The sequence below is a fragment of the Pantoea rwandensis genome (genome assembly GCF_000759475.1).
Lineage (GTDB): Bacteria > Pseudomonadota > Gammaproteobacteria > Enterobacterales > Enterobacteriaceae > Pantoea > Pantoea rwandensis_B.
Map to the genome: position 1 here is coordinate 2,198,958 of NZ_CP009454.1, position 23,204 is coordinate 2,222,161.

At 57.3% G+C, this 23,204-nt stretch carries 20 protein-coding genes; 19 read left to right on the forward strand and 1 reads right to left on the reverse strand.

Annotated elements, in window-relative coordinates:
* Positions 1 to 222: 222 nt before the first annotated feature.
* The 13 genes from LH22_RS09995 to LH22_RS10055 all read left to right on the forward strand — a co-directional run bounded on the left by LH22_RS09995 (position 223) and on the right by LH22_RS10055 (position 16,209).
* The gene (locus tag LH22_RS09995; protein WP_038646206.1) at positions 223 to 1,827 is read left to right on the forward strand and encodes an ABC transporter substrate-binding protein; all 1,605 of its coding nucleotides are present in this window, start codon (positions 223 to 225) and stop codon (positions 1,825 to 1,827) included.
* Between the two features lie 27 nt (positions 1,828 to 1,854).
* Positions 1,855 to 2,808 (forward strand): ABC transporter permease, encoded by a 954-nt coding sequence (locus tag LH22_RS10000; RefSeq protein WP_038646208.1) that lies wholly within the window; start codon positions 1,855 to 1,857, stop codon positions 2,806 to 2,808.
* Positions 2,808 to 3,659: an ABC transporter permease gene (locus tag LH22_RS10005; RefSeq protein ID WP_038646210.1), complete on the forward strand. Its 852-nt coding sequence runs from the start codon at positions 2,808 to 2,810 to the stop codon at positions 3,657 to 3,659. Before LH22_RS10000 ends, LH22_RS10005 begins: the two co-directional genes overlap by 1 nt.
* Entirely contained in the window at positions 3,656 to 5,320 is a 1,665-nt protein-coding gene (locus LH22_RS10010; protein WP_038646212.1) for an ABC transporter ATP-binding protein, read from the forward strand. The genes LH22_RS10005 and LH22_RS10010 overlap by 4 nt, the downstream gene beginning before the upstream one ends.
* A 111-nt stretch (positions 5,321 to 5,431) precedes the next feature.
* A complete protein-coding gene (locus tag LH22_RS10015; RefSeq protein ID WP_038646214.1) occupies positions 5,432 to 6,277 on the forward strand; it encodes a GNAT family N-acetyltransferase in 846 nt (281 codons plus the stop codon).
* Complete coding sequence (locus LH22_RS10020) at positions 6,277 to 7,203, forward strand: 2-hydroxyacid dehydrogenase (protein ID WP_038646217.1); 927 nt, start codon at positions 6,277 to 6,279, stop codon at positions 7,201 to 7,203. Before LH22_RS10015 ends, LH22_RS10020 begins: the two co-directional genes overlap by 1 nt.
* Positions 7,204 to 7,210: 7 nt before the next feature.
* Positions 7,211 to 8,344, forward strand: a complete 1,134-nt coding sequence (locus LH22_RS10025; RefSeq protein WP_205624999.1) for a M20 aminoacylase family protein — start codon at positions 7,211 to 7,213, stop codon at positions 8,342 to 8,344.
* 115 nt (positions 8,345 to 8,459) lie between these two features.
* Complete coding sequence (gabT, locus tag LH22_RS10030) at positions 8,460 to 9,776, forward strand: 4-aminobutyrate--2-oxoglutarate transaminase (RefSeq protein WP_038646221.1); 1,317 nt, start codon at positions 8,460 to 8,462, stop codon at positions 9,774 to 9,776.
* Positions 9,777 to 9,918: 142 nt separating this feature from the next.
* Positions 9,919 to 10,431, forward strand: a complete 513-nt coding sequence (locus LH22_RS10035) for an Lrp/AsnC family transcriptional regulator (protein ID WP_038646223.1) — start codon at positions 9,919 to 9,921, stop codon at positions 10,429 to 10,431.
* A 321-nt stretch (positions 10,432 to 10,752) separates the two neighbouring features.
* Complete coding sequence (locus LH22_RS10040; protein ID WP_038646225.1) at positions 10,753 to 11,199, forward strand: GNAT family N-acetyltransferase; 447 nt, start codon at positions 10,753 to 10,755, stop codon at positions 11,197 to 11,199.
* 18 nt (positions 11,200 to 11,217) lie between these two features.
* Positions 11,218 to 13,266: a hydantoinase/oxoprolinase family protein gene (locus LH22_RS10045; protein ID WP_038646227.1), complete on the forward strand. Its 2,049-nt coding sequence runs from the start codon at positions 11,218 to 11,220 to the stop codon at positions 13,264 to 13,266.
* Position 13,267: 1 nt separating this feature from the next.
* Positions 13,268 to 15,283, forward strand: a complete 2,016-nt coding sequence (locus tag LH22_RS10050; protein ID WP_038646229.1) for a hydantoinase B/oxoprolinase family protein — start codon at positions 13,268 to 13,270, stop codon at positions 15,281 to 15,283.
* Positions 15,284 to 15,366: 83 nt separating this feature from the next.
* Positions 15,367 to 16,209, forward strand: a complete 843-nt coding sequence (locus LH22_RS10055; RefSeq protein ID WP_038646231.1) for an oxidoreductase — start codon at positions 15,367 to 15,369, stop codon at positions 16,207 to 16,209.
* Positions 16,210 to 16,318: 109 nt separating this feature from the next.
* Here LH22_RS10055 and LH22_RS10060 read toward each other — a convergent pair whose 3' ends face one another.
* The gene (locus tag LH22_RS10060; RefSeq protein ID WP_038646233.1) at positions 16,319 to 18,484 is read right to left on the reverse strand and encodes a putative bifunctional diguanylate cyclase/phosphodiesterase; all 2,166 of its coding nucleotides are present in this window, start codon (positions 18,482 to 18,484) and stop codon (positions 16,319 to 16,321) included.
* A gap of 311 nt (positions 18,485 to 18,795) precedes the next feature.
* Between LH22_RS10060 and phnF the strand changes: the two genes are divergently transcribed.
* From phnF to phnK, 6 genes are read left to right on the forward strand one after another with little or no spacing between them, the layout of a single operon-like run.
* A complete protein-coding gene (gene phnF / locus LH22_RS10065; protein ID WP_038646235.1) occupies positions 18,796 to 19,512 on the forward strand; it encodes a phosphonate metabolism transcriptional regulator PhnF in 717 nt (238 codons plus the stop codon).
* Positions 19,509 to 19,958: a phosphonate C-P lyase system protein PhnG gene (gene phnG / locus LH22_RS10070; RefSeq protein WP_038646237.1), complete on the forward strand. Its 450-nt coding sequence runs from the start codon at positions 19,509 to 19,511 to the stop codon at positions 19,956 to 19,958. The genes phnF and phnG overlap by 4 nt, the downstream gene beginning before the upstream one ends.
* Positions 19,955 to 20,530 carry a phosphonate C-P lyase system protein PhnH gene (gene phnH / locus LH22_RS10075; RefSeq protein ID WP_038646239.1) on the forward strand — a complete coding sequence of 192 codons (576 nt, stop codon included), beginning with the start codon at positions 19,955 to 19,957 and terminating at the stop codon, positions 20,528 to 20,530. Before phnG ends, phnH begins: the two co-directional genes overlap by 4 nt.
* Positions 20,530 to 21,606 carry a carbon-phosphorus lyase complex subunit PhnI gene (locus tag LH22_RS10080; RefSeq protein WP_038646242.1) on the forward strand — a complete coding sequence of 359 codons (1,077 nt, stop codon included), beginning with the start codon at positions 20,530 to 20,532 and terminating at the stop codon, positions 21,604 to 21,606. The genes phnH and LH22_RS10080 overlap by 1 nt, the downstream gene beginning before the upstream one ends.
* On the forward strand, positions 21,599 to 22,447 hold the full coding sequence (locus LH22_RS10085; RefSeq protein ID WP_038646244.1) for an alpha-D-ribose 1-methylphosphonate 5-phosphate C-P-lyase PhnJ: 849 nt from the start codon (positions 21,599 to 21,601) through the stop codon (positions 22,445 to 22,447). Before LH22_RS10080 ends, LH22_RS10085 begins: the two co-directional genes overlap by 8 nt.
* The gene (phnK, locus tag LH22_RS10090) at positions 22,437 to 23,198 is read left to right on the forward strand and encodes a phosphonate C-P lyase system protein PhnK (protein WP_038646247.1); all 762 of its coding nucleotides are present in this window, start codon (positions 22,437 to 22,439) and stop codon (positions 23,196 to 23,198) included. The genes LH22_RS10085 and phnK overlap by 11 nt, the downstream gene beginning before the upstream one ends.
* Positions 23,199 to 23,204 lie beyond the last annotated feature (6 nt).

Below are 23,204 nucleotides of genomic sequence, written 5' to 3' on the forward strand. Positions count from 1 at the left end.
GTCTGGTGCGCATCAATGTGCACTCTACGATGGGATTCTTCAGGTCGCTACTGATGCGCGCCGGGGGGACTCTCTCGAGGGGGCGCATAAATGCACATCCTAAGGTGTCATTGATTTGGCATTCATGCGGGCGCTATCCGGTCTGGTCGGGGCCACATTGATGGCGATGTGATTGACGCTCGATTATCAAAACAAACAACTTTTCATATTGAGGGTGTGCAGATGAGTAAATTCGATAAAGAGTCTGACGCTGTAAATCCGGCCCTGACACGTATGCTGACTGAGGGATCTCTGTCACGTCGTGGCCTGATGAAGTTGTTGTCTGCTGGTGCAGTGATGAGCAGTGGCTTGATAGGTTTTCCGCAGATGAGCTTTGCGGCTGAAACCCCGGTGAAAGGCGGCAAGATGCGTGCAGCCATGTCCAACGCCTCCGCTACCGATACACTCGATCCTGCTAAAGGCAATAACAGCGGTGACTACACCCGCCAGTTTATGGTTTACAGCGGCTTGACCGAACTCGACCAAAAGTTGGCGATTCAACCGGGGCTGGCGGAATCCGTGGAGTCTTCGGATGGTGTCACCTGGCACATTAAATTGCGCAAAGGGGTCACGTTCCACGACGGTAAAGCCCTCACCGCGAAAGACGTCATTTTCTCACTCAGCCGCCACAAAGATCCCGCCGTGGCTTCCAATGCTTTTAAGCTGGCCGATCAGTTCAAAACCTTCACGGCGGTGAACGATAACGAAGTCACACTGGAGCTGAGCAGCGCCAACTTTGATGTGCCTTATATGCTCGCCAGTGCCCCGTTCCTGATTGTGCAGGATGGCACCAAAGACTTCAGCAAAGGCATTGGCACGGGTCCGTTCAAATTGAAAGAGTTCACGCCGGGCGTACGCTCTGTTGGCGTGAAGAACCCGAACTACTACAAGCCCGGCCTGCCACATCTCGACGAAATCGAACTGCTGGGCGTCACCGACCAGGCGGCACGCGTCAATGCGCTAATGTCGGGTGACTTGCATATCGTATCGACCCTGAGCGCAGCCGACAGTAATCGTTTGAAAGCCACGCAAGACTTCGCGGTGCTGGAAAGTAAGGCGGGCATGTACACCAACCTGATCATCCGCACCGACATGAAGCCGGGTAGCAGTGAAGATTTCGTGCTGGCGATGAAGTATCTACAGCCGCGTGAAATTGTGCTGAAAACCGTGTTACAGGGTTATGGCGATATCAGTAACGATACACCCGTGCCGCCGTGGCATCCGCTGTTTAACGCCGATCTCAAACCGCGTCCACTGGATGCCGAAAAAGCCAAATTCCACATCGAAAAAGCCGGCATGAAAGGGGCAACGGTAGAGATCATCACCACACCCAACATAGAAGGTGCGGTGGAAGGGGGCCAGTTAATCCAGCAAGTGGCACGTAACACCGGGCTGAACGTTAAGGTACGTCGCGTGCCGTATGACGGCTACTGGTCAACGCACTGGACCAAAGATCCGGTGGGCTATGGCTCGATCAACCCGCGTCCAACGCTGGATATGCTGTTTTCTCAGTTCTATATGTCGAGCGCGGCCAACAATGAATCTGGCTGGAAGAACGATCAGTTTGACCAGTTGGTGGTCGCCGCACGCGGTGAGCGCGATCAGGGCAAGCGCAAACAGATGTATGGCGATATGCAGAAGCTGATCTATGACCACTGCGGCACCATCATCCCCACCTTTATCAGTACCCTCGACGGGTACAGTAAAAAAGTGGGCGGCGTCGAAGCCTGGCCAAGCGGCATGATGATGGGTTACCGCTTCCATGAGTTCGCCTGGCTGAAAGCCTAATTCGTCATCCGTCAGAGGAGAACGCCGATGAATCGATACATGTTGTTTCTGATTGCCCGGCGCGCAGGTGCGGGCATCCTGACCTTGCTTATCGTCTCGGCGGTGGTGTTTTTTATCACCAGCCTGCTGCCTGGCGACGCCGCGCAGATGATCCTGGGCCAAAACGCCACGCCGGAAACGGTGGCGGCGTTACGCCAGCAGCTGGGTCTGGATCAGCCGTTGTTGATGCGTTACTTCAGCTGGCTCGGCGGGATGCTGCACGGTGACTTTGGCACCTCGTTTGCCAGCCATCTGCCGGTGACGCAACTGGTGGGACAGCGTATTCCTGCCACGCTGGAGCTGGCGGGCATCACCACGGTGATCTGCGTCCCGCTGGCGCTGGTGATCGGCATTCTGGCCGCCATGAATCGCGGTTCAGCACTGGATCGCTTTCTGGTGATCGCCACCATGGCGACGGTGGCGGTACCGGAGTTTCTGGTGGCCACCGTGGCGGTGTTGATCTTCGCGGTCAAACTGCATTGGGTCTCGGCGATGTCGTTTGGCAGCCCCGATATGGATCTCGTCAGTTATCTGAAAGCCTATGCACTGCCGGTGCTGACGTTGTGCTGCGTATTAGTGGCGCAGATGGCACGGATGACGCGTTCGGCGATCATTAATCAGCTCGACAGCCCATATCTTGAGATGGCGTTGCTGAAAGGGGTCTCGCCGCTGCGTGCCGTGTTGCGTCATGCGCTGCCGAATGCGGTGGGACCGATTGCCAACGCCATTTCGCTCAGCCTGTCTTACCTGTTTGGTGGGGTGATCATTATTGAGTCGATCTTCAGCTACCCCGGTCTCGCCAGTGCGCTGGTGGATGCCGTGAGTAACCGCGATCTGCCGGTGGTGCAGCTGTGCGTGATGATGTTCGCCGCCTGTTATCTGGTGCTGCTGCTGATTGCTGACATCCTGACTATCGCCTTTAACCCAAAATGGAGGAGCTGATGAATAGCTTGCTGCTTCCTGTACGAATTTTTCAGTCGCTGTCGATCTCCGGTCGCATTGGCCTGGCGATCTCTCTGTTTTGGGTACTGATGGCGCTGTTCGGCAATCAACTGGCGCCGCATAGCGTAGAGGATATCGGTGGTGGCCCGATGCTAGGAGGGATGACCGCTAACAACCTGCTGGGCACCGATTATCTCGGTCGCGACATCCTCAGCCGCATTTTATACGGTGCGAAATTCTCCATCGGTCTGGCGTTGACCGCTGCGCTGGGTGCCAGTTTAATCGGCACCTTGCTGGCGCTGTTGGCCGCCGTTGCCGGACGCTGGCTCGAGGAGTTGCTGGGCCGCATTAACGATGCCATGTTGGTGCTGCCAGGCAAAGTGCTGTCGCTGATGATTGTGGCCGTGTTTGGTTCGTCGCTGCCGATGCTGATTCTGACTGCTGTCTTCACTTACTGGCCCGGTGCGTTCCGTATCGCGTTCGCCATGGCCAGCAGTTTGCGCAATATGGATTACGTCCGTGCTTCACGACTGCGTGGCGAAAGCCGCTGGTATGTGGCCATCCATGACATTCTGCCGAATATGGTGCATCCGATGCTTACCGATTTTGGCCTGCGTTTTGTCTATATCGTGCTGTTACTCAGCGGCTTGAGCTTCCTGGGCTTAGGCGTGCAACCACCTTATGCTGATTGGGGCACGCTGGTACGTGAAAATCTGCAGGGCCTGTTTAACGGCTCACCTGCGGTATTGATGCCGGCAGTGGCGATTGCCAGCTTAACCATCGGCGCAAACCTGTTTATTGACAGCCTGCAGCAGATGCGTCCGCTGACGCTGGCAAAGGAGGGATCATGAACGTGACACCCCATACAGCCATGCCCGTGATCTCCGTTGAAAACCTGCGTGTCACCGCCGAGACGGATAAGGGCGAAGAGATCGATCTGGTTTCAGATATCCGTTTTACCGTACAAAAAGGCGAAGTGCTGGCGCTGATCGGCGAATCCGGTTCGGGTAAAACCACCATCGCCATGGCGCTGATGGGCTATGCGCGCCACGGCTGTCGCATCGCCGAGGGCAACATTCATCTGGCGGGCACCGACGTGCGTAGTCTGTCGCCCGGCCAGCTGCGCGAATTCCGCGGCAACAAAGTGGCCTACATCGCCCAAAGTGCGGCTGCTTCCTTCAACCCAGGGATGCGTATTCTCGATCAGGTTATCGAGCCGGAGGTGATCCATGGCACCATGAAACGCAAAGCCGCCAAAGAGAAGGCGATCACGCTGTTTCGCGAGCTGGCATTGCCGAATCCTGACACCATTGGCGACCGTTTCCCGCATCAGGTCTCAGGCGGACAGCTGCAACGTCTGATGACGGCCATGGCACTGATTGGCGATCCGGATGTGGTGATCCTCGACGAGCCGACCACGGCACTGGATGTCACCACTCAGGTTGAAGTACTGAAAGCGTTTCGCCGTGTGGTGGCACAGCGCGGTGTGACCGCAATTTACGTCAGTCACGATCTGGCGGTGGTGGCGCAGATGGCGGATCGCATTCTGGTGCTGCTGCGTGGAAAAATGGCCGAGTACGGCTCCACTGAGCGTTTGATTGGCGCACCGCAGGCTGAATATACCCAACTGTTAATGGATGCTGCACGCCAGAAAGAGCGAGAAAGCAGCTGGACCTGCGCAGAGGCTGATGTGCAGCCGCTGATGGAAGTGCGCGATCTCAGTGCCGGATATGGCCCACGTGATAGTGAGGGCAAACCGAAAACGCTGATTCTGCAAGATATCAATCTTAAGCTGTGGAAAGGGCAAGCGATTGGCATTATCGGTGAGTCGGGTTCGGGTAAAACCACGTTGGCACATGCGATTGCGGGCCTGAATGCCCCGAGCCACGGTCATATTCTGTTTAATGGTCACTACATCAATGGCGACATGCATAAACGCCCGGATAACGAACTGCGGCGGATCCAGTATGTGTTCCAGATGGCGGATACCGCGCTGAACCCGGCACACAGCGTGGAACGTATTCTGACTCGCCCGCTTGTGCTGTTCCACGGTCTGAAAGGGGCCGATCTTGAGCGTCGTTTGCATCAGTTACTGGACCTGGTCAAATTACCGCGCTCAGTGTTGTGGCGCCGCCCATGGGCGCTGTCCGGTGGGCAGAAGCAGCGTGTGAATCTGGCCCGTGCCCTTGCGGCGGAGCCGGATCTGATTCTGTGCGATGAAGTGACATCGGCATTAGATACGGTGGTCGCTGCCGCCGTACTGGATCTGATCAGCGAACTGCGTCGTGAGTTGGGGCTGTCGGTGCTGTTTATCAGTCATGATATGCATGCGGTCCGCGCCGTTTGCGATGATATCGTGGTGATGAAATCAGGCCGTATCGTCACGCAAATTTCCCGCGCTGATTATGATAAGCCGACCAGTGAGCTGTACTTCGAGCGTCTTAAACGGGCGGTGCCGGAGCTGCGACAGGGTTGGCTGGATGAGCACGAAGAAGTGCTTAAAGCAGAATAAACATCACGGCATTCGTAGCGATGCGATAAATCACATCTCAATGGCGAAACCGCTCGCGCAGCAGATTGCGCCGCTACGTCGCGGGGGCGTTTTACAAGATAGGAGCAACAGATGATCACATTACGCGCCATGACGCAGGACGATATTGAACACGGCTATGCCATCACCCAACAGCTCAAGTGGCCGCATCGTCGTGAAGACTGGCAGCAGGCGTTGGCATTGGGTGAAGGCGTGGTCGCTGAAGAACAGGGCAAATTTGTCGGCAGCGCCTTTGGCTGGCGTTGGGGTGAACACGCCGCCACCATTGGTCTGGTGGTGGTGAATCCCAACAGTCAGGGACGCGGCATTGGCAAGCAACTGATGCTGGCCGTGATGGAAAAATTTCCGGATGCCGTGATTCGTTTACATGCGACGGAAATGGGGCAGGGGCTGTATGAGAAGCTCGGCTTTAAGGTGACGGGCAGCATCCAGCAGCACCAGACACGTGAGCTGGCAGCGGTGCCTGCGGTGAGTATCCCCACCGGTCTGACGCTGCGTAATGCCGAGGCGAATGACGTCGATCTACTCACCGAATTAGACCATCAGGCTCACGGTATGTGGCGTCCACAGTTGATGCAAACGCTGATCGCTGACCATCAAACGGTTTTGCTGCAGGACGCGCAGCAGCGGGTGCAAGGGTTTGCCAGCCTGCGACGCTTTGGTCACGGCTGGGCGATTGGCCCGGTGATTGCCCGCAATATCGAGGTGGCACAGGCGTTAATTGCCGCGCTGATGCAGGGTTTGCGCGGCGAGTTTGTGCGCATCGATACCGATGCGGCTTTGCCGCTGGCGAGCTGGCTGGAAACTCTGGGATTGGTCAAGGTTGATGCGCCCACCACCATGTATCTGGGAACGCCGTGGTCACCGCAAGCCGGTGAGATGCAGGCGTTTGGGTTGATGACCCAGGCGATGGCCTGATGCATATCGTTTATAAATCGGAAGCCACGCGTGGAGCCCACTGGCAGCGCTGGCTGGCTGAACATGCACCGGATGTGCAGATGCATATCTGGCCGGATGTGGGTGACGCAGAACAGGTTGAACTGCTGGTGGCCTGGCAACCGCCGGAAGATGTCATGGCGACGTTCCCTAATCTTAAGGCGCTACTGTCGGTGGGCGCGGGGGCCGATCAGTTTGATCTCAGCCAACTGCCGCCCCATTTGCCGGTGGTGCGCATGATCGAACCCGGCCTGACGCAAGGCATGGTGGAGTACGTCACCTTTGCCGTGCTGGGGTTGCATCGTGATATGCCGCGCTATTTCCAACAGCAGCGCGCAGCAACGTGGCAAACGCACCCGATTCGTACCGCCCATCAGCGGCGGGTGGGTGTCATGGGCTTAGGCGAACTCGGCCAGGCATCTTTGCAGCAGCTGGTGTCATTAGGTTTTGACTGTGCTGGCTGGAGCCGGACACCGCGTGAACTCGAGGGCGTGCGCTGCTGGCATGGCGCCGAGCAACTGGCTGAGTTTCTGGCACACAGCGACATTCTGGTGTGTTTGCTGCCGTTAACTGACAGCACACGCGGTTTGCTCAACGCTGAACTGTTTGCGCAGTTACCTGCCGGAGCCGCACTGGTACAGGTGGGGCGTGGCCCGCAGTTAAATCATGACGATCTGCTCACGGCGCTGGCCAGCGGACAATTGAGCGCAGCCGTGCTCGATGTGACCGATCCCGAACCTTTACCGCCGGAACACCCTTTCTGGCAGCATCCTGCCATCTGGCTCACGCCGCATATTGCCAGCCAGACGCAAACCGATAGCGCAGTGGCGGCGCTGCTCGACAACCTGCGCCGCTACCAACGCGGCGAACCGATGGTCGGTCTTATCGATCGCAAACGGGGATACTGAGATGGAACTGGAACAATTAGTCGCTCTGCGACGGGATCTGCACGCCCATCCCGAGCTGGGGTATCAGGAAACACGCACCAGCGACATTGTGGCGCAGGTGCTGCAAGAACATGGAATTGAAGTGCACCGTGGCATGGGCAAAACCGGTGTTGTGGGTGTGCTGAAGCGTGGCAACGGCACGCGCATCATTGGCCTGCGCGCTGATATGGATGCGCTGCCGATGCAGGATAACGGCACCCAGGCATGGAAAAGTGTGCATGCCAATGTCTGCCACGCCTGCGGTCACGATGGCCATACGGTGATGCTATTAGGTGCGGCTATCCAACTGGCGCAACAAAGTGATTTTGACGGCACGCTGGTGTTTATCTTTCAGCCGGCAGAAGAGGGGCTCGCCGGCGCGAAAGCGATGATCGATGACGGATTGTTCCAGCGATTTCCTTGCGATGCAGTATTTGCCCTGCATAACTGGCCCGAACTGCCGCTGGGCGACGTGCAGACGCGACCGGGCGCCATCATGGCAGCGGCGGATCGCTTTGATATCACGGTAAAAGGTGGCGGCGGTCATGCCGCACAGCCGCACCTGACGCGCGACACGCTGCTGGCGACCAGCGAGTTGGTGGTGCAACTCAATACGCTGGTGGCGCGTGCACTTGATCCCTGCGAGCCGGGATTGCTCACGGTGACGCGCATGCAGGGCGGTTTCTCCCACAACATGATTCCAGCAGAAGCCAGTATCACCGGCACAGTGCGTACATTCAGCCCAGCGGCGCAGGACATCATTGAAAGTCGTTTGCGTGAAATGGCGCAACATGTCACGGCGGCGCACGGCCTGCAGGCAGAGGTGAGCTATCTGCGCTATTACCCGGCCACGGTCAATCATGCGGGGGCTGCACAAGTGGCGCTGGAGGCTTTGCGCGAGGCGGGCATCCCTGCTGAACAAGCCAGGCAACCGGCACTGACGTCAGAAGATTTTGCCTTTATGTTGCAGGCAAAACCGGGCGCCTATTTGTGGATCGGGTCGGCAACCAGCCAGCCCTTACACCATTCCTCTTACGACTTTAACGACGCACTGATCCCGCACGGTATTCAGACTTTGACGGCCATCGCCCGCCACGCGCTGCGTGCAGAATTTCCCTGCTGATTGGCAGAAGATTTTGAAACGAAATGCCGCTGCTTTGCTGATTACGGCAGCGTGAGAAACCAACGGGTTGCGATACTTGAGCCAACCGAACGTTACGTGGATGAGGATTTTGAAAATGCAGAATGTCATGGCGGAGCAGCAAGCGTATAGCGATAACGGCCTGTTACTGGATGCACGTGAGCAGAATGTGCCACGTGGTGTGGTCACCGCGCATCCGTTGGTGATTGAACGGGCAAAGGGCAGTGAAGTGTGGGATGTTGAGGGCAATCGCTATCTCGATTTTGTCGGCGGGATTGGGGTACTCAACGTGGGTCATAACCATCCGGCAGTGGTGAATGCGGTGACAAAACAGCTTGGGCTGGTGTCACACGCCTGTTTCCAGGTTGTTGCCTATCCGGGCTATATCGAACTGGCGCAGCGCCTGAATGCGCTGGTGGGTAAAGGTGAAGATTTCAAAAGCGTGTTCTTCACCAGCGGCGCGGAGGCGGTAGAAAATGCGGTGAAAATTGCCCGTGCGCACACCAATCGCAGCGGCATTATCGCGTTTGACGGTGCCTTCCATGGCCGTACCTTACTAGGCTGTACCCTGACGGGGATGAGCCAGCCGTATAAACAGAACTTCGGCCCGTTCGCCTCAGAGGTGTATCGCCTGCCTTATCCTAATGCCTTCCATGGCGTCAGCGATGATGACTGCCTGCAAGCGCTGGAACAGTTGTTCGCCGTGCAGATCCTGCCGGAGCGAGTGGCGGCAATCATCATCGAGCCTGTTCAGGGTGACGGTGGCTTCCTGCCAGCGGGTGCGAACTTTATGCAAGCGCTGCGTCGCATTACCGAAAAACACGGTATCGTGCTGATTCTCGATGAAGTGCAGACCGGATTTGGTCGTACCGGTACGCTGTTTGCCTTCGAGCAACTGGGCATTACGCCGGATCTGGTGACAGTGGCGAAGAGTCTGGGTGGCGGTCTGCCGATTTCCGGCGTAGTCGGCAAAGCGGCCATCATGGATGCGCCATTGCCTGGCGGTCTCGGCGGCACCTATGGCGGTAACGCTCTGGGCTGTGCGGCGGCGCTGGCGGTGCTGGATCTGCTGGAAAATGACAATCTGCTGGCGCGCAGCAATCAGCTGGGTGAACAGCTCAACGCGCGTCTGCAACAGCTGGCGGAGAAGTATGCCTGTATTGGCGAAGTGCGCGGTGTGGGCTTTATGCAGGCGGTGGAGATCATCGACTTCGAAACCAAACGCCCTGACGCAGCGATGACGCAGAAAATCCTCGACTGCGCCTGCCAGGAAGGTCTGCTGCTGATCAAATGCGGCCTGCATCGCAACGTGGTGCGCTTCCTCGCGCCACTGGTGACCACAGATTCTCAGTTGGAAGAAGCGTTACATATCTTTGATATTGCGCTGGCCCGCGCCAGTGGTCGCCTGGGATAAATCCGGCTTCCTCATTGATATCTCTGGAATTATTGACTCGACCAATGAATGATGTGACGTGCGGAAGTCGCTAGCGCCGTCACGTCAAAGCGTGATATACCATCGTATCAGCCTGCGCGATTGGTCAACAATGAGGGGTGCTATGAACGGCTTAATGAAACTCGACCGCATCGACATCAACATCCTGGTGCAACTACAAAAAGATGGCCGTATCAGCAACGTCAATCTCGCCGATGCCGTTGGACTTTCGCCCAGCCCTTGTTTGCAACGGGTGAAGCGCCTGGAGCAGGCTGGATTTATTACCGGATATGAAGCCCACATCAATCTGACCAAAATTACCGATTCCGTCACCGTGTTTACTGAAGTGACGCTCTCGGGCCATCGCCGCGAAGATTTTATGAAATTTGAAAATGCGGTACGCGATGTGGATGAGCTGATGGAGTGCCACTTGATTACCGGCGGCTACGACTATTTGCTGCGCTTTATTACCCGCAGCATTGAGCACTACCAGGAAGTGATTGAGAAGATGCTGGATGCGCAAATCGGCATCGATAAGTACTTCAGCTATATCGTGATCAAATCGCCGATAATGAAAAGTAGTGTTCCACTGCGATCGCTGATTGCTAAACATAACTCAGTTGATTTTAGTGTCTGATATCCCCTCATGAGACCTTCTCCCGTTGTGGGAGGAGGGATCCACTAAGCTTGTGCATTGAAGATACGGGAACATGATTCTCCCCACCCTCAGATCTCATTTTTCGTTTCAGCTAACCCAGCTATTGTCATGTTGCCCGCCGCATCGATTGGGCGGTTGCTCGCGGGTGGGAGAGAACGGTAATACGCGCTTTGACCCCGCAGCATAAAATTTCTTCTCTGCCGTAAATTCCCTTTATCTTTACTGTTCAGGTCGTGGCTTCACGCGCGCCCGGTGCCTGCGTATCCGTACACTCAATTTATCGCTTTACAAGGAGTTGCCATGACCGCTCTAACCCTTGCCGATCATCAATGGCCGCGCGACGACTTCACCATCTCTACCGAACGTCAGCGCCTTGATATGGATTACATCCACCAGCAATTGACAGAGAAGTCTTACTGGGCCAGCGCGCAGTCACGCGCGAAAACCGAGCGCGCATTTGCCGGCTCGTTACCGTTCGGTGTTTATCATCTTCAGCAACAGATTGGCTTCGCGCGGTTGGTCACGGATTACACCCGATTTGGCTGGCTGTGCGATGTGATGATTGATGAAAACTGGCGGGGTCATGGCCTGGGCAGCTGGCTGGCAACCTGTGTGCGTGCGCACCCGGAACTGGCCACGGTGCACCGCTGGATGCTTTCAACCAATGATGCCCATCAGCTGTATCAGCGCCTTGGCTGGCGCGTGGTGCAGGACCCACAAAAACTGATGGAATTTCCTCTCTCCTGATAACGGAGCTTGCTCACCATGGGTTACCGCGTTGGCGTTGATATTGGCGGATCCTTTACGGATTTTGCCGTGCTGAATGAACAAACTCACCAGATCCATACCTTAAAAGTTCTGTCGCGGCCGGATCAGCCCGGCAGCGAAATCCTCACCGGGTTGTCGCAGTTGCAGCAGCGTGACGGTATTGAACCCCAGCATATTGACTACTTTACCCACGGCACCACCGTGGGCATCAACGCGGTGATCCAGCGACGAGGCGTGCGGCTGGCGCTGTTTGCCACCGAGGGATTTTGCGATGTGCTGGAGCTGGCGCGTCTTAAAATCCCCCATATCCACGATCTCTTCTCGCGACGTCCGGCACCGTTGATTACCCGCGACCGGGTGTATGCCATCAAAGAACGCACTGACCGCCATGGCAACGTATTGCAGCAGGTGGATCGCCAGAGCGTGCTGGAAGCGATTGAGCAAGTGCGGGCAGCGGGTTGCAAGGGGATTGTGGTGTCGCTCCTGCACAGTTATCGCAATCGCCAGAACGAAGCGGCGGTCAAAGCGATCATCGAGGACGTGGCGCCTGAACTACTTACCTCTTGCTCTGCCGACATCTGGCCGATTATTCGTGAATATGAACGGACCATCACCGCCACTATCAATGCTTACGTGCAGCCGATGGTGATTCATTACCTCGAATCGTTTGAACAGGCGTTACACACCATGGGCGTTAAGCCACCGCCGCGTATCACTAAGTCCAACGGCGGCGTGATGGGTGTGGAGCAGGCAAAAAGTGAATGCGTGCAGATGGTGTTGTCAGGTACGGCTTCGGGGGTGATCGGTGCCAGTTTCCTCGCCAGCGCCTGCGGTTTCGACAAAATTCTCAGTCTGGATATCGGAGGTACCAGCGCGGACGTGGCGGTGATCGTCAATGGGCAAGTCGCGCAGGGCAACGGTGAAATCATCGGTGATTTCCCCATTTATATTCCGTCGGTGGCCGTTACGTCGGTGGGACAGGGGGGCGGATCGCTGGCGTGGATCGATAACCAGGGGGTACTGCAAATGGGTCCAGACAGCGCCGGATCGCTACCGGGACCGGTGTGTTTCCAGCGCGGAGGGACGCAGCCAACAGCGACCGATGCTTTTGCAGCCTGTGGGATGATCGGTCATGGCGATCTGGGCTACAACGCGGTGAAAGTCGATGTCGCCGCCGCGCGTGCCGCCTGGCAGCCGCTGGCGGAGCAACTGGGCATTACGGTGGAAGAGACGGCGGAAACGGCTATCGAACTGGCGATCTCCAGTATGTACGGTGACACCAGCGGATTGCTGTCGCGTTTTGGGCTGGATCCGCGTGAGTTCTGGTTCCTCGCCTTTGGTGGCGCGGGTCCGATGATGGGGTGTTTCCTCGCCCGCGAACTCAATATGAAAGGGGTGATCGTGCCACCTACGCCGGGGGTACTGTCTGCGCTGGGAGGGCTGGTGGCGGACATCCGCAATGATTTTATCCGCACGCTCTACAGCGATCTGGACGCCAATCTGGCGGATAGGCTGGCAACGGAAGCGGAAGCCCTGAGCCAACGTGCGCGTGGCTGGCTGCGCGAGCAACACGGCGCGGACATGCCGTTCACTTTGCATTACAGCGCCGATATGCGCTATCGCGGCCAATCCTTTGAGATAGAAGTCGCATTGCAACCGGAGTGGCTGGTGCAGGCCAATGTAGCGGCCTTACATGAGGCCTTTGACCGCCAGCATCAGCAGCTGTTTGGTCACTGTGATGCCGATGCGCCGGTGCAGATTATCAATCTGCGGTTGGTGATTGCGTCTCCCACACCAAAACCCACGCTCAATCTGTTGCCTGCGGCCACTCATGCCGTCGAGGTCGCAAAACAGGTGCATGCCTGGATTGACGGTGCGTCGCATCCGGTCGATGTGGTGTTGCGTGCCACTCTGCGTGCCGGACACCATCTCAACGGACCGGTGATCATCGCACAGGATGACTGCACCACCTGCGTTCCACCGTTCATGCAGGTGGATGTCGATAGTTTTGGCAACTTGCTGATTACGCCTCTGGAGGCAAACTAACATGGCCATTAACGGACGTAACCTGCAAATTCTGGCGAACTATTGCGCGGCGGCGGCCGATGCGATGGCGTTTACGCTGATGCGCACCGCGCACTCCACTTTCGTCAAAGAGACCGAAGATTTTTCCTGTCAGATTGTCAGTCGTGACGGCATGGCGTTCGCCTCACCGCGCAGCTTTGGCGCGCCCTGGTATAGCGGCATCGATTACGGCCCGGTGCTGGCGTTAATCGACAGCTATCAGGAGGGCGATATCTGCATCACCAATGATTCGTATGCGGGTAATGTGGCAACGCACTCGCCGGATATCCATATCTGGAAGCCGGTGTTCCACAACGGTGCGATTGTCTGTTTTGTGGTGGGCCATATTCACAACACCGATGTGGGCGGCGCGGTGCCGGCTTCGCTGTCGCGATCGCTGACCGACATCGTGCAGGAGGGCATCCGCATTCCGCCACTCAAAATTGTGCGCAACGGTGAGTTGAATGAAGAAGTCGCCAGCATTATGCGTCTCAACGTGCGTGTACCAGAGCAAAACTGGGGGGATTTCAAGGCGCAGATTGCCTCGGTGAACGTGGGCGAGCGTAAGATCCATGACATCATCGCGCGTTTTGGTGTTGAGGATTTCCTGCAGGGTATCGAGGGTATTCTGGACTACGCCGAAGCGCAGGCGCGCAGCATTATTGCCACTATTCCGGACGGGGAGTACTTCTATGCTGACTTTGCCGATGAAGATGGTGAAGGCGGCTATCCGTGCCGCGTAGCCATCACGCTGCGCATTAGCGGCGACACGCTGGAGCTGGATTACACCGGCAGCGATCCGCAGTTGGCCTCGTCGCTGAATATGCCCACGGGCGGCCGTGAACGCCACCCGCTGGCACTGGTGGGTGTCACTTATGTGCTTTCCACGCTGGATCGCCATCTGCTGCTCAATGCGGGCACCTTACGCCCGACGCGCGCCATCCTGCCGCCCGGTACGGTGATGAACTGTGAAGCGCCTGCCGCGGTGGGCATGCGATCGCTGACCTGCGCGTTGTCGCAGATCGCCACCATTGGCGTCTTTTCCCAGGCATTGCCCGATCGCTTACCGGCCAACTCACCCGGCGGCAACTCGATCATGAATATCCGTACCAGCGACAGTCAGAACCGCAGCGTGGTGGCTTCGCTAGGACCCGTCGGCGGTGGCGCGGGCGGTACGCCACGTCATGATGGCCCGGATGGTTCTGGCGGGTTATCGGCGTTTCTGAAAAACACGCCTATTGAGATCAACGAGGCAGAAGTCCCCATCCATTTCCATCGCTATGGGCTGGCAGCGGACAGTGCCGGTGCCGGGCGCTATCGTGGCGGCCTGGCCACAGAGATGGCGTTTGAAATTACCGCGCCCAACACCACGGTAACGGCGCGCAATCGCAACCGGTCAGTGTTCGCCTCGGCTGGCGTGCTGGGCGGTGAGTCAGGGGCATTGTCGCACTTCCGCACGCTGCGCAACGGCAAGGCCATTGAACACGGCAACACCGATGTCATTCGTTGCCAGCCGGGCGATATCGTTGAGGTGCGCGGTCCGGGCGCGGGAGGGTATGGCCTGCCAGTGGAACGTGACACGGCGGCAGTGCTGCAGGATGTGCGCTGCGGATTCGTCTCCTGCCAGATGGCGCGTGAGCGCTACGGCGTGGCGATCATCGATGATGAGGTGGATGCGATCACCACTGCGCGTTTACGCGCTGAGATGCAGCACGAAGCCCGGCAGCATTTTGATCACGGCCCAGCCCGCACCGCGTTTGAACAGCAGTGGACTCCGGCACGCTATGCGTTGCTCACCGCGTTTCTGGCACAAGCGCCGGTCAGCTGGCGCCACTTCCTCAAGCAGCAGGTGTTTGACGCCGTGGCAGTGGCGGCACAACCGGCAACACGTGAGGCGGTTGCAGCAGATCCACAACCGGCAATGCTTGAGGCGCAGATGCAGGCCATCTTCCAGAATCTGCAACAACGCTATCCGGCGATGATGAACAGGTCGCACTAAGCGCTAATATTCGGCTTCAGGCTTTGCCATAGTCTTTTGTTGCCCGATGACGGTTCATCAGGCGCATTTAAGAGGATGTCACTATGGCTTCAGCAAACACGCCCGTTTGGTTTATTTCTGGTTGTTCAACCGGCTTTGGCCGGGAGCTGGCGCAGCAGACCATTGCGCGCGGCTTTCATACCGTGGTGACCGCGCGTGACCTGGCAAAAGTGCAGGATTTGGTGGCGGGGCATGACAACGCCCTTGCGGTGGCACTGGATGTGACCGATGCGCAAAGTATCGTGCAAGCCGTTCAGGCCGCACTGGACAAATTCGGTAAGGTAGATGTGCTGGTGAACAATGCCGGCTATGGCTATCAGAGTTCAGTGGAAGAGGGCGATGAGCGTGAGATCCGTGCTCAGTTCGATGCCAACGTCTTTGGTCTTTTTGCCTTGACGCGCGCGATTTTGCCGGCGATGCGTAAACAGCGTCGCGGACACGTGATCAATATCACCTCGGTCGCCGGATTCATTGGCTTTGCCAGTTCAGGCTATTACTCGGCCAGCAAACACGCGGTGGAAGGCTGGTCTGATTCCCTGGCAGTGGAAGCGGCGCCTTTAGGCATTCATGTCACTTGTGTCGAGCCTGGCCCATTCCGCACGGATTGGGCGGGGCGTTCACTGCACCAGACGCCGAGCACCATACCGGAATATGCTGATACGGCGGCGGCGCGCATGAAAGCCACTTCCGAATACAGCGGCACCCAGGCGGGCGATCCGGCTCGTGCGGCCACGGCGATGATCGCCATCACGGAGCACGATAATCCTCCGCGCCATCTGGTGATGGGCGCATGGGGTTATGAGGCAGTGACCAGTAAGTTGAAAGAGAGACTGGCACAAATCGAAGACTGGAAGCAGACGTCGATTGATACGGATTTTCCATCATAACCCTGATGCACGGTAGATCGCGCCGCCACCGCTAACCGGGATTAAACGCGAGCGGCGCGGCATTGACGCCAATGCCCGCAGGGCGGAACACGCTCCTCCCGCCGGGCATTTATACCATCTTTTCAATCTCTTCAAACGGTACGGCCTGGCTGAACAGATATCCCTGTAGCTGATTACAGCCCGCATCGGCCAGCGCCACCTTTTGGCCTTCGGTTTCTACTCCTTCGGCGGTGACGGTTAAGCCCATGGCGTGACCCAGACGCACCACGGATTCAACGATTGCCGCAGAGTTTTGCGCGACGCCCAGCGATTGGGTGAAGGAGCGATCAATCTTGATTTTGTCGACCGGGAATGTGCTGAGATAGTTAAGGCTGGAGTAACCGGTGCCAAAATCATCCAGCGCAATGCGGAAACCGGCCTCACGCAGCGCGATGATGTTGTTGCGTGCTTCGTGCTCATCCTCAATCAATACGCCTTCGGTGATCTCCAGTTCCATATGATGTGGATTGGCGCCTTCTTCACGCACAATTTCAACGATGCGCTCCACAAAGCCACTGGCGCGAAACTGCACGGGAGAAACGTTAACCGCCACAATCACCTGCGGCAGTTTCAGTGAGGTTTTACAGGCTTCACGTAACACCCATTCGCCCAGCGTAATGATCATCCCGGTCTCTTCGGCGATGGCGATAAAGTCACCCGGCGAGACATCACCACGCACCGGATGCTGCCAGCGCAGCAGGGCTTCTAATCCCACCACTCGCTGTCCGCTGATCTCCATCAGGGGTTGATACCACACGCGCAGGCCATCGAAATTGACCAGCGCCTGACGTAAATCCGTCGCCATCTGCTGGCGGGTGCGCAGCGATTCATCCATCACTTTTTCGAACTGGCGATACTGGCCGCGACCACTGTTTTTTGCCTCATACAGCGCGATGTCCGCTTTACGCATCAGCTCCAGACGATCAATGCCATCTTTAGGGGCCAGCGCCAGCCCGATGCTGACCCCAACCCACACTTCGCTGCCTTGCAGCTCATAGGCTTCACTCAGCTCACTGATAATGCGTTTTGCCAACGTCTGCACCTGACCGATGTTATCGACGTCCGGCATCATCACAATAAATTCATCCCCGCCGATGCGCCCTACGGTATCGCTGGCACGCAAGATGTGCGTGAGGCGGCGCGCCACCTCAATGATCAACTCATCGCCCGCATGATGGCCATAGGTATCATTGATGTTTTTAAAGCGATCGAGATCAAGCAACAGCAGCGCCACACGTTGATCGTGCCGGGCGGATGCAGCCAGCGCCTGGGTCAGCCGATCTTCCACCAGTGCCCGATTAGGCAGGCCGGTAAGCACATCGTGAAAAGCCAGATGCTGCGCCTGCGCCTCACTGGCGCCGAGCTTAAGCAACGATTGCGACAGATTGAGAGAGGAGGTCCAGATGCGCCTGACCATAAACAGGCAGAGCAGGGTAATCAGCACCACGGATAACAGTGTTGAAGGGCCGAGCATGCGCAGCATCTGCGCGCCGGGTTTATCTGGTAGCCAGCTCAGGTAACCCACTGCATCGCCTTGCTGTGAATTCAGTTGGTAGAGTGCATCTGTTCCAGGCTGCGGTGCGCCATCGCTGAAATGCAGCTGTTGCAGTTGGCTGCGATCCGCCAGATTACGTAAATAGCCATCATCGAGGAATTTGATACTGACTAATCGATAGCGGCCTGCTTCACGTGTGCTGCTGATATCGCCCACAGCGAGGGCCGTGGCACGTTGCCCAATGCGCACGAAATCGGCGCGATCGCTGGGACCCGCCACTTCATCACTGCTCACCACGAGCGGACTGGCCAGCATGTCTTTTAGGTATTGCCCCACGCTGTCACTGGGCACGCGTTTACCCTCACGCCAGATCGCCAGCGGCTGATTGTTACGATCCATCAGCAGAATCAACTGGTGGTCAAACATGTCATAAAGCCAGCCGCCGATATTTTGATCTAACCAGCTCTGATCCGGTACGCCCAATGCCAATTGGTCCGCGAGAGGCGACCAGCGAGTCAAACTGCGCAGCTGACGCAAATGTTCATTCAAACTTTGGCTAAAGGAGGCCTCAATCATGCGTTGCTGTTGATCGCGAGCCTGTTCATTGCTCAGCGAGGTGCCCCAGAACAAGCCAACACCTGCTCCGGCAAAGGTTAAAACTAAAATCGCCACCAACGGCAAAATAACTTCCCGTACAAAATTGCGGCGAAAACCGTCGGACAGTTTGATTGTGTTAATCATTTTAGGGTTCGCGTAACAAGGAGGGATCATTAATAACGTTAGCAGACTTTACGCAAGCTGCATCCTGTAAGGGAAGCGATAAAGCTGTGAAAATAAGCGATAATTTTTTGAACACTGTCACAAAGGTAACAGTTAAAAATTTTTTATTAAAACCACAGCCGTTTCGCTTCGATCCTGCTGCCCTAAAGCAAATTCATCCTCACGTCATTGAGCCGTCACGGCGCTGTCATCTGGCTCGCGCACTGTAGTCGCCATCTCGCAGCACTTGTCGCTGCGCTCCTCAACCCATAGCGAATGAGGTATTGAACGTGATGGAGATATCCAGACATCCGACCACTGTGTATCAGGCGGTCGCCGCCCAACTGGAGCAGGCACTGCAAGAGCGTTATCGCTGTGGTGACTATCTGCCTTCTGAACAACAGTTAGCCGATCACTATGAAGTCAACCGCCATACGTTGCGCCGCGCGGTGGACGAACTGGTGAACAAAGGGCTGCTGCAACGCCGTCACGGCGTCGGCATTTTGGTGCTGATGCGTCCCTATGATTACCCCTTACATGCGCAGGCGCGCTTTAGCCAAAACCTGCTGGAGCAGGGCAGCCACCCCACCAGTGAGCGACTGCTGGCGGTGCTGCGTCCCGCCAGTGGCGATGTGGCCAGTGCGCTCGCCATTAATGAAGGCGACAACGTGATTCATCTGCGCACGCTGCGCCGCGTGAATGGCGTGCCGGTGTGTGTCATCAATCACTTCCTGCCGGAACTGAGCTGGTGGCCGACGATACAGCAGTTCCAGAACGGCTCGCTGCATGACTTTATGCAGCAGCACCTTGGCCTCGATTTAACGCGTTCGCAAACCCGAATCAGCACCCGCCGCGCCCAGGCTAAAGAGTGTAAACAGCTGGAGATTGACCTGCAGTCACCGCTGCTGTGCGTGCGCACCCTGAATAAACACCGTGACGGTCAGGTAGCGGAATACTCCGTCAGCCTGACGCGTGGCGACATGATTGAACTGACTCTGGAGCATGAATGAAACAGCAAACCGCTCGCCAGCATTGGCTATCGGTACTCGCGCACAGCGAAGCCAGCCAGCTAAATGCCCACTGGCAGTCGCTGCACCTCAAAGCGCAATTTGAAGCGATTCGTCCCGCCGAAACCGGTTTAACCCGTTTGCAGGCGCGCATGGGCGGTAGCGGCAAACGCTTCGTGATGGGCGATGCCACCGTCACGCGTGCCGTAGTGAAACTGCATGATGGCACCCTCGGTTTCAGTTATGTGCTGGGCCGCGATAAAGCCTATGCCGAACGCTGCGCCGTGATTGATGCGCTGCTGCAACAGCCGGAAACCCATGCGCTGTTGCAGGAAAAATTAATTGCCCCGCTGGCGGCCCTGCGTGAAGAGCAGCGTCAGCTGCGCGCACGTGAAATCGCCAGCTCTAAAGTGGACTTCTTTACGCTGGTACGCGGAGATAACTCATGACATTACTCGCCAGTTTTAACCATCCGGTTGCCGATTCACAGCGTGCCTTCCGCCGCATTCTTAAAGCGATGAGCGAGCCAGGCGTGATGGTCTCTCTGCCACTGGAACAGGGCTGGGGCGACCTGTCGCCTGCCGCAACGGCGGTACTGCTGACGCTGGTGGATCAGGAGAGTGCGTTGTGGCTGGATGGTCGTGTTGATAGCGAAATCGTGCGTAACAACCTGCGTTTTCACACCGGTGTGCCGATTGTGGAAGAGCGCCATGCACCCTTTGCCCTGACGCATGCTGCATCCAATCCGGATCCCGCGCAGTTTGCGCCGGGCGACAATATGTCACCGGAAAAAAGCACCACACTGATCATTGAAGTGCCATCACTCAACGGCGGCTTAACCCTGCGCCTGTCTGGTCCTGGCCTGCGTGAGTCACGTGCCATCGCCCCGCAGCTTCCCGAAGCCATTCTGACCTATCTGCGCGAGCGTCCGCACCCGTTCCCACTGGGCGTGGATCTGATTTTCACCTGCGGTGAAGCGATGATGGCCTTGCCACGCACTACCGACGTGGAGGTGTGCTGATGTACGTTGCGGTGAAAGGGGGCGAGAAGGCGATAGCCAGTGCTCATGAGCTACAGGCTGATTTGCGCCGTGGCGACCGCGATATCGCCGAACTCGGTTGCGATCAGGTCGCACAGCAGCTGGGATTAGCGGTGGATCGCGTGATGACCGAAGGCGGTATCTACGATCCCCAACTGGCGGCACTCGCCATTAAACAAGCCAGCGGCGATTTGGTCGAAGCGATCTTTCTGCTGCGTGCCTATCGCACGACGCTACCACGTCTGGCTGACAGCCTGGCGCTGGACACCGATGAGATGCGCATCGAACGTCGTATCTCGGCGGTGTACAAAGATTTGCCGGGCGGTCAGGTGCTCGGTCCCACCTACGATTACAGCCATCGTCTGCTCGATTTCACCTTGCTGGCCAATGGTGAAACTCCGGCGGCACCGCGTGACGATCAGGCGCTGCCAGAGCACTGCCCGCATGTGTTCAGCATGATGACCAGAGAGGGCCTGGCAGCGCGCGAAGAGGATGATGGCAGCGAGCCTTGTGATATCACGCGTGAACCGCCTGGCTATCCGGCCACGCGCGCGGCACGTCTGCAACAGTTGGTACGCGGCGACGAAGGTTTCTTGCTGGCGCTCGGCTACTCCACGCAGCGCGGTTATGGCCGCAACCACCCGTTTGCTGGCGAAATCCGTACCGGCTATCTCAGCGTGTCGATCTGCCCGGAAGAACTGGGCTTTGAGATTGATATCGGTGAAATCCTGCTAACCGAGTGTGAAATGGTCAACGGCTTCACCACGCAAACCGAAGGTGCGCCGCACTTCACGCGCGGCTACGGGCTGGTGTTTGGCCGTTCAGAGCGTAAGGCGATGGCGATGGCACTGGTGGATCGTGCTCTGCAAGCACCCGATTACAACGAACGTATTGCCGGCCCGGCGCAGGACGAAGAGTTCGTGCTGTCGCATGCCGACAACGTGGAAGCGGCGGGCTTTGTTTCGCATCTGAAACTGCCGCACTACGTCGATTTCCAGGCGGAGCTGGAGTTGCTGAAACGGCTGCGTGAACAGGTTCAGGAGCAAAACGATGAGTGAGTTAACCGGCTATAACAACGGCTATCTGGATGAGCAGACCAAGCGCACCCTTCGTCGCGCGATCCTCAAAGCGGTAGCGATTCCGGGTTATCAGGTGCCGTTTGCCGGACGTGAAATGCCGATGCCTTACGGCTGGGGCACCGGCGGGATCCAGATCACCGCCAGCATCATTGGCGACAGCGACGTGCTGAAGGTGATTGACCAGGGCGCGGATGACACCACCAACGCCGTGTCGATCCGTCGCTTCTTCCAGCGTGTCAGCGGGGCAGCCACCACCGAAGCCACCAAAGACGCCACGCTGATCCAGACGCGTCACCGCATTCCAGAGACGCCATTGCAGGAAGATCAGGTGCTGATTTTCCAGGTGCCGATTCCTGAGCCGCTGCGCTTCATCGAGCCGCGCGAAACGGAAACCCGCACCATGCACGCACTGGAAGAGTACGGCATCATGCAGGTCAAACTGTATGAAGATATCGCCCGCTACGGCCATATCGCCACCACCTATGCCTATCCGGTGAAGGTCAACGATCGCTACGTGATGGACCCTTCGCCGATCCCGAAATTCGATAACCCGAAAATGCACATGATGCCTGCGCTGCAGCTGTTTGGCGCCGGGCGTGAAAAGCGCATTTATGCCTTACCGCCTTATACCAAAGTGGAAAGCCTCGACTTCGACGACCACCCATTCACCGTACAAAGCTGGGATGAACCCTGTGCCCTGTGCGGTTCACGCCACAGCTACCTCGATGAGGTGGTCATGGATGATGCCGGTACGCGCATGTTTGTCTGCTCCGATACCGATTTTTGCCACCAGCAGCAGGAACAACAACATGCACAGTGAACAGCCGCTGCTTGCGGTCAACAATCTGACGCACCTTTATGCGCCAGGCAAAGGTTTTGAAGACGTCAGCTTTGAACTCTATCCAGGGGAAGTCTTGGGCATTGTGGGTGAGTCGGGTTCCGGCAAAACCACCTTGCTGCGCAGCCTGTCTGCGCGTTTAGCGCCGCAGCAGGGCAACATTCTTTATCGTGCTCAGGACCTTTATCAACTGAGTGAGAGCGACCGCCGACGTCTATTGCGCACTGAATGGGGCGTGGTGCATCAGCATCCGCTGGACGGATTGCGCCCGCAGGTCACGGCGGGAGGCAACATCGGTGAGCGCTTGATGGCCGTCGGCCAGCGTCATTACGGTGACATCCGTAAAGAGGCGATGCGCTGGTTGCAGGACGTCGAAATCCCCGCCAACCGCATCGACGATTTGCCGACCACCTTCTCTGGCGGTATGCAGCAGCGTTTGCAGATTGCACGCAACCTGGTGACGCAACCCACGCTGGTGTTTATGGATGAGCCGACCGGTGGTCTGGATGTGTCGGTGCAGGCACGACTGCTGGATCTGCTGCGAACGCTGGTGCGCGAGCTCAATCTGGCGGTGGTGATCGTCACCCACGATCTCGGCGTCGCGCGCTTGCTGGCGCACCGCCTGCTGGTGATGAAGCAGGGCAAGGTGGTGGAGAGCGGTCTTACCGACCGGGTGCTGGACGATCCGCACCATCCTTACACGCAACTGCTGGTCTCATCGGTGCTGGCTTAACTTCAT

What these genes read in the sequence shown, in the direction of transcription:
- LH22_RS09995 (WP_038646206.1), top strand. Translation starts at nt 223, where the DNA reads ATGAGTAAATTCGATAAAGAGTCTGACGCTGTAAATCCGGCCCTGACA.
- LH22_RS10000 (WP_038646208.1), top strand. Translation starts at nt 1,855, where the DNA reads ATGAATCGATACATGTTGTTTCTGATTGCCCGGCGCGCAGGTGCGGGC.
- LH22_RS10005 (WP_038646210.1), top strand. Translation starts at nt 2,808, where the DNA reads ATGAATAGCTTGCTGCTTCCTGTACGAATTTTTCAGTCGCTGTCGATC.
- LH22_RS10010 (WP_038646212.1), top strand. Translation starts at nt 3,656, where the DNA reads ATGAACGTGACACCCCATACAGCCATGCCCGTGATCTCCGTTGAAAAC.
- LH22_RS10015 (WP_038646214.1), top strand. Translation starts at nt 5,432, where the DNA reads ATGATCACATTACGCGCCATGACGCAGGACGATATTGAACACGGCTAT.
- LH22_RS10020 (WP_038646217.1), top strand. Translation starts at nt 6,277, where the DNA reads ATGCATATCGTTTATAAATCGGAAGCCACGCGTGGAGCCCACTGGCAG.
- gabT (WP_038646221.1), top strand. Translation starts at nt 8,460, where the DNA reads ATGCAGAATGTCATGGCGGAGCAGCAAGCGTATAGCGATAACGGCCTG.
- LH22_RS10035 (WP_038646223.1), top strand. Translation starts at nt 9,919, where the DNA reads ATGAACGGCTTAATGAAACTCGACCGCATCGACATCAACATCCTGGTG.
- LH22_RS10040 (WP_038646225.1), top strand. Translation starts at nt 10,753, where the DNA reads ATGACCGCTCTAACCCTTGCCGATCATCAATGGCCGCGCGACGACTTC.
- LH22_RS10045 (WP_038646227.1), top strand. Translation starts at nt 11,218, where the DNA reads ATGGGTTACCGCGTTGGCGTTGATATTGGCGGATCCTTTACGGATTTT.
- LH22_RS10050 (WP_038646229.1), top strand. Translation starts at nt 13,268, where the DNA reads ATGGCCATTAACGGACGTAACCTGCAAATTCTGGCGAACTATTGCGCG.
- LH22_RS10055 (WP_038646231.1), top strand. Translation starts at nt 15,367, where the DNA reads ATGGCTTCAGCAAACACGCCCGTTTGGTTTATTTCTGGTTGTTCAACC.
- LH22_RS10060 (WP_038646233.1), bottom strand. Translation starts at nt 18,484, where the DNA reads ATGATTAACACAATCAAACTGTCCGACGGTTTTCGCCGCAATTTTGTA.
- phnF (WP_038646235.1), top strand. Translation starts at nt 18,796, where the DNA reads ATGGAGATATCCAGACATCCGACCACTGTGTATCAGGCGGTCGCCGCC.
- phnG (WP_038646237.1), top strand. Translation starts at nt 19,509, where the DNA reads ATGAAACAGCAAACCGCTCGCCAGCATTGGCTATCGGTACTCGCGCAC.
- phnH (WP_038646239.1), top strand. Translation starts at nt 19,955, where the DNA reads ATGACATTACTCGCCAGTTTTAACCATCCGGTTGCCGATTCACAGCGT.
- LH22_RS10080 (WP_038646242.1), top strand. Translation starts at nt 20,530, where the DNA reads ATGTACGTTGCGGTGAAAGGGGGCGAGAAGGCGATAGCCAGTGCTCAT.
- LH22_RS10085 (WP_038646244.1), top strand. Translation starts at nt 21,599, where the DNA reads ATGAGTGAGTTAACCGGCTATAACAACGGCTATCTGGATGAGCAGACC.
- phnK (WP_038646247.1), top strand. Translation starts at nt 22,437, where the DNA reads ATGCACAGTGAACAGCCGCTGCTTGCGGTCAACAATCTGACGCACCTT.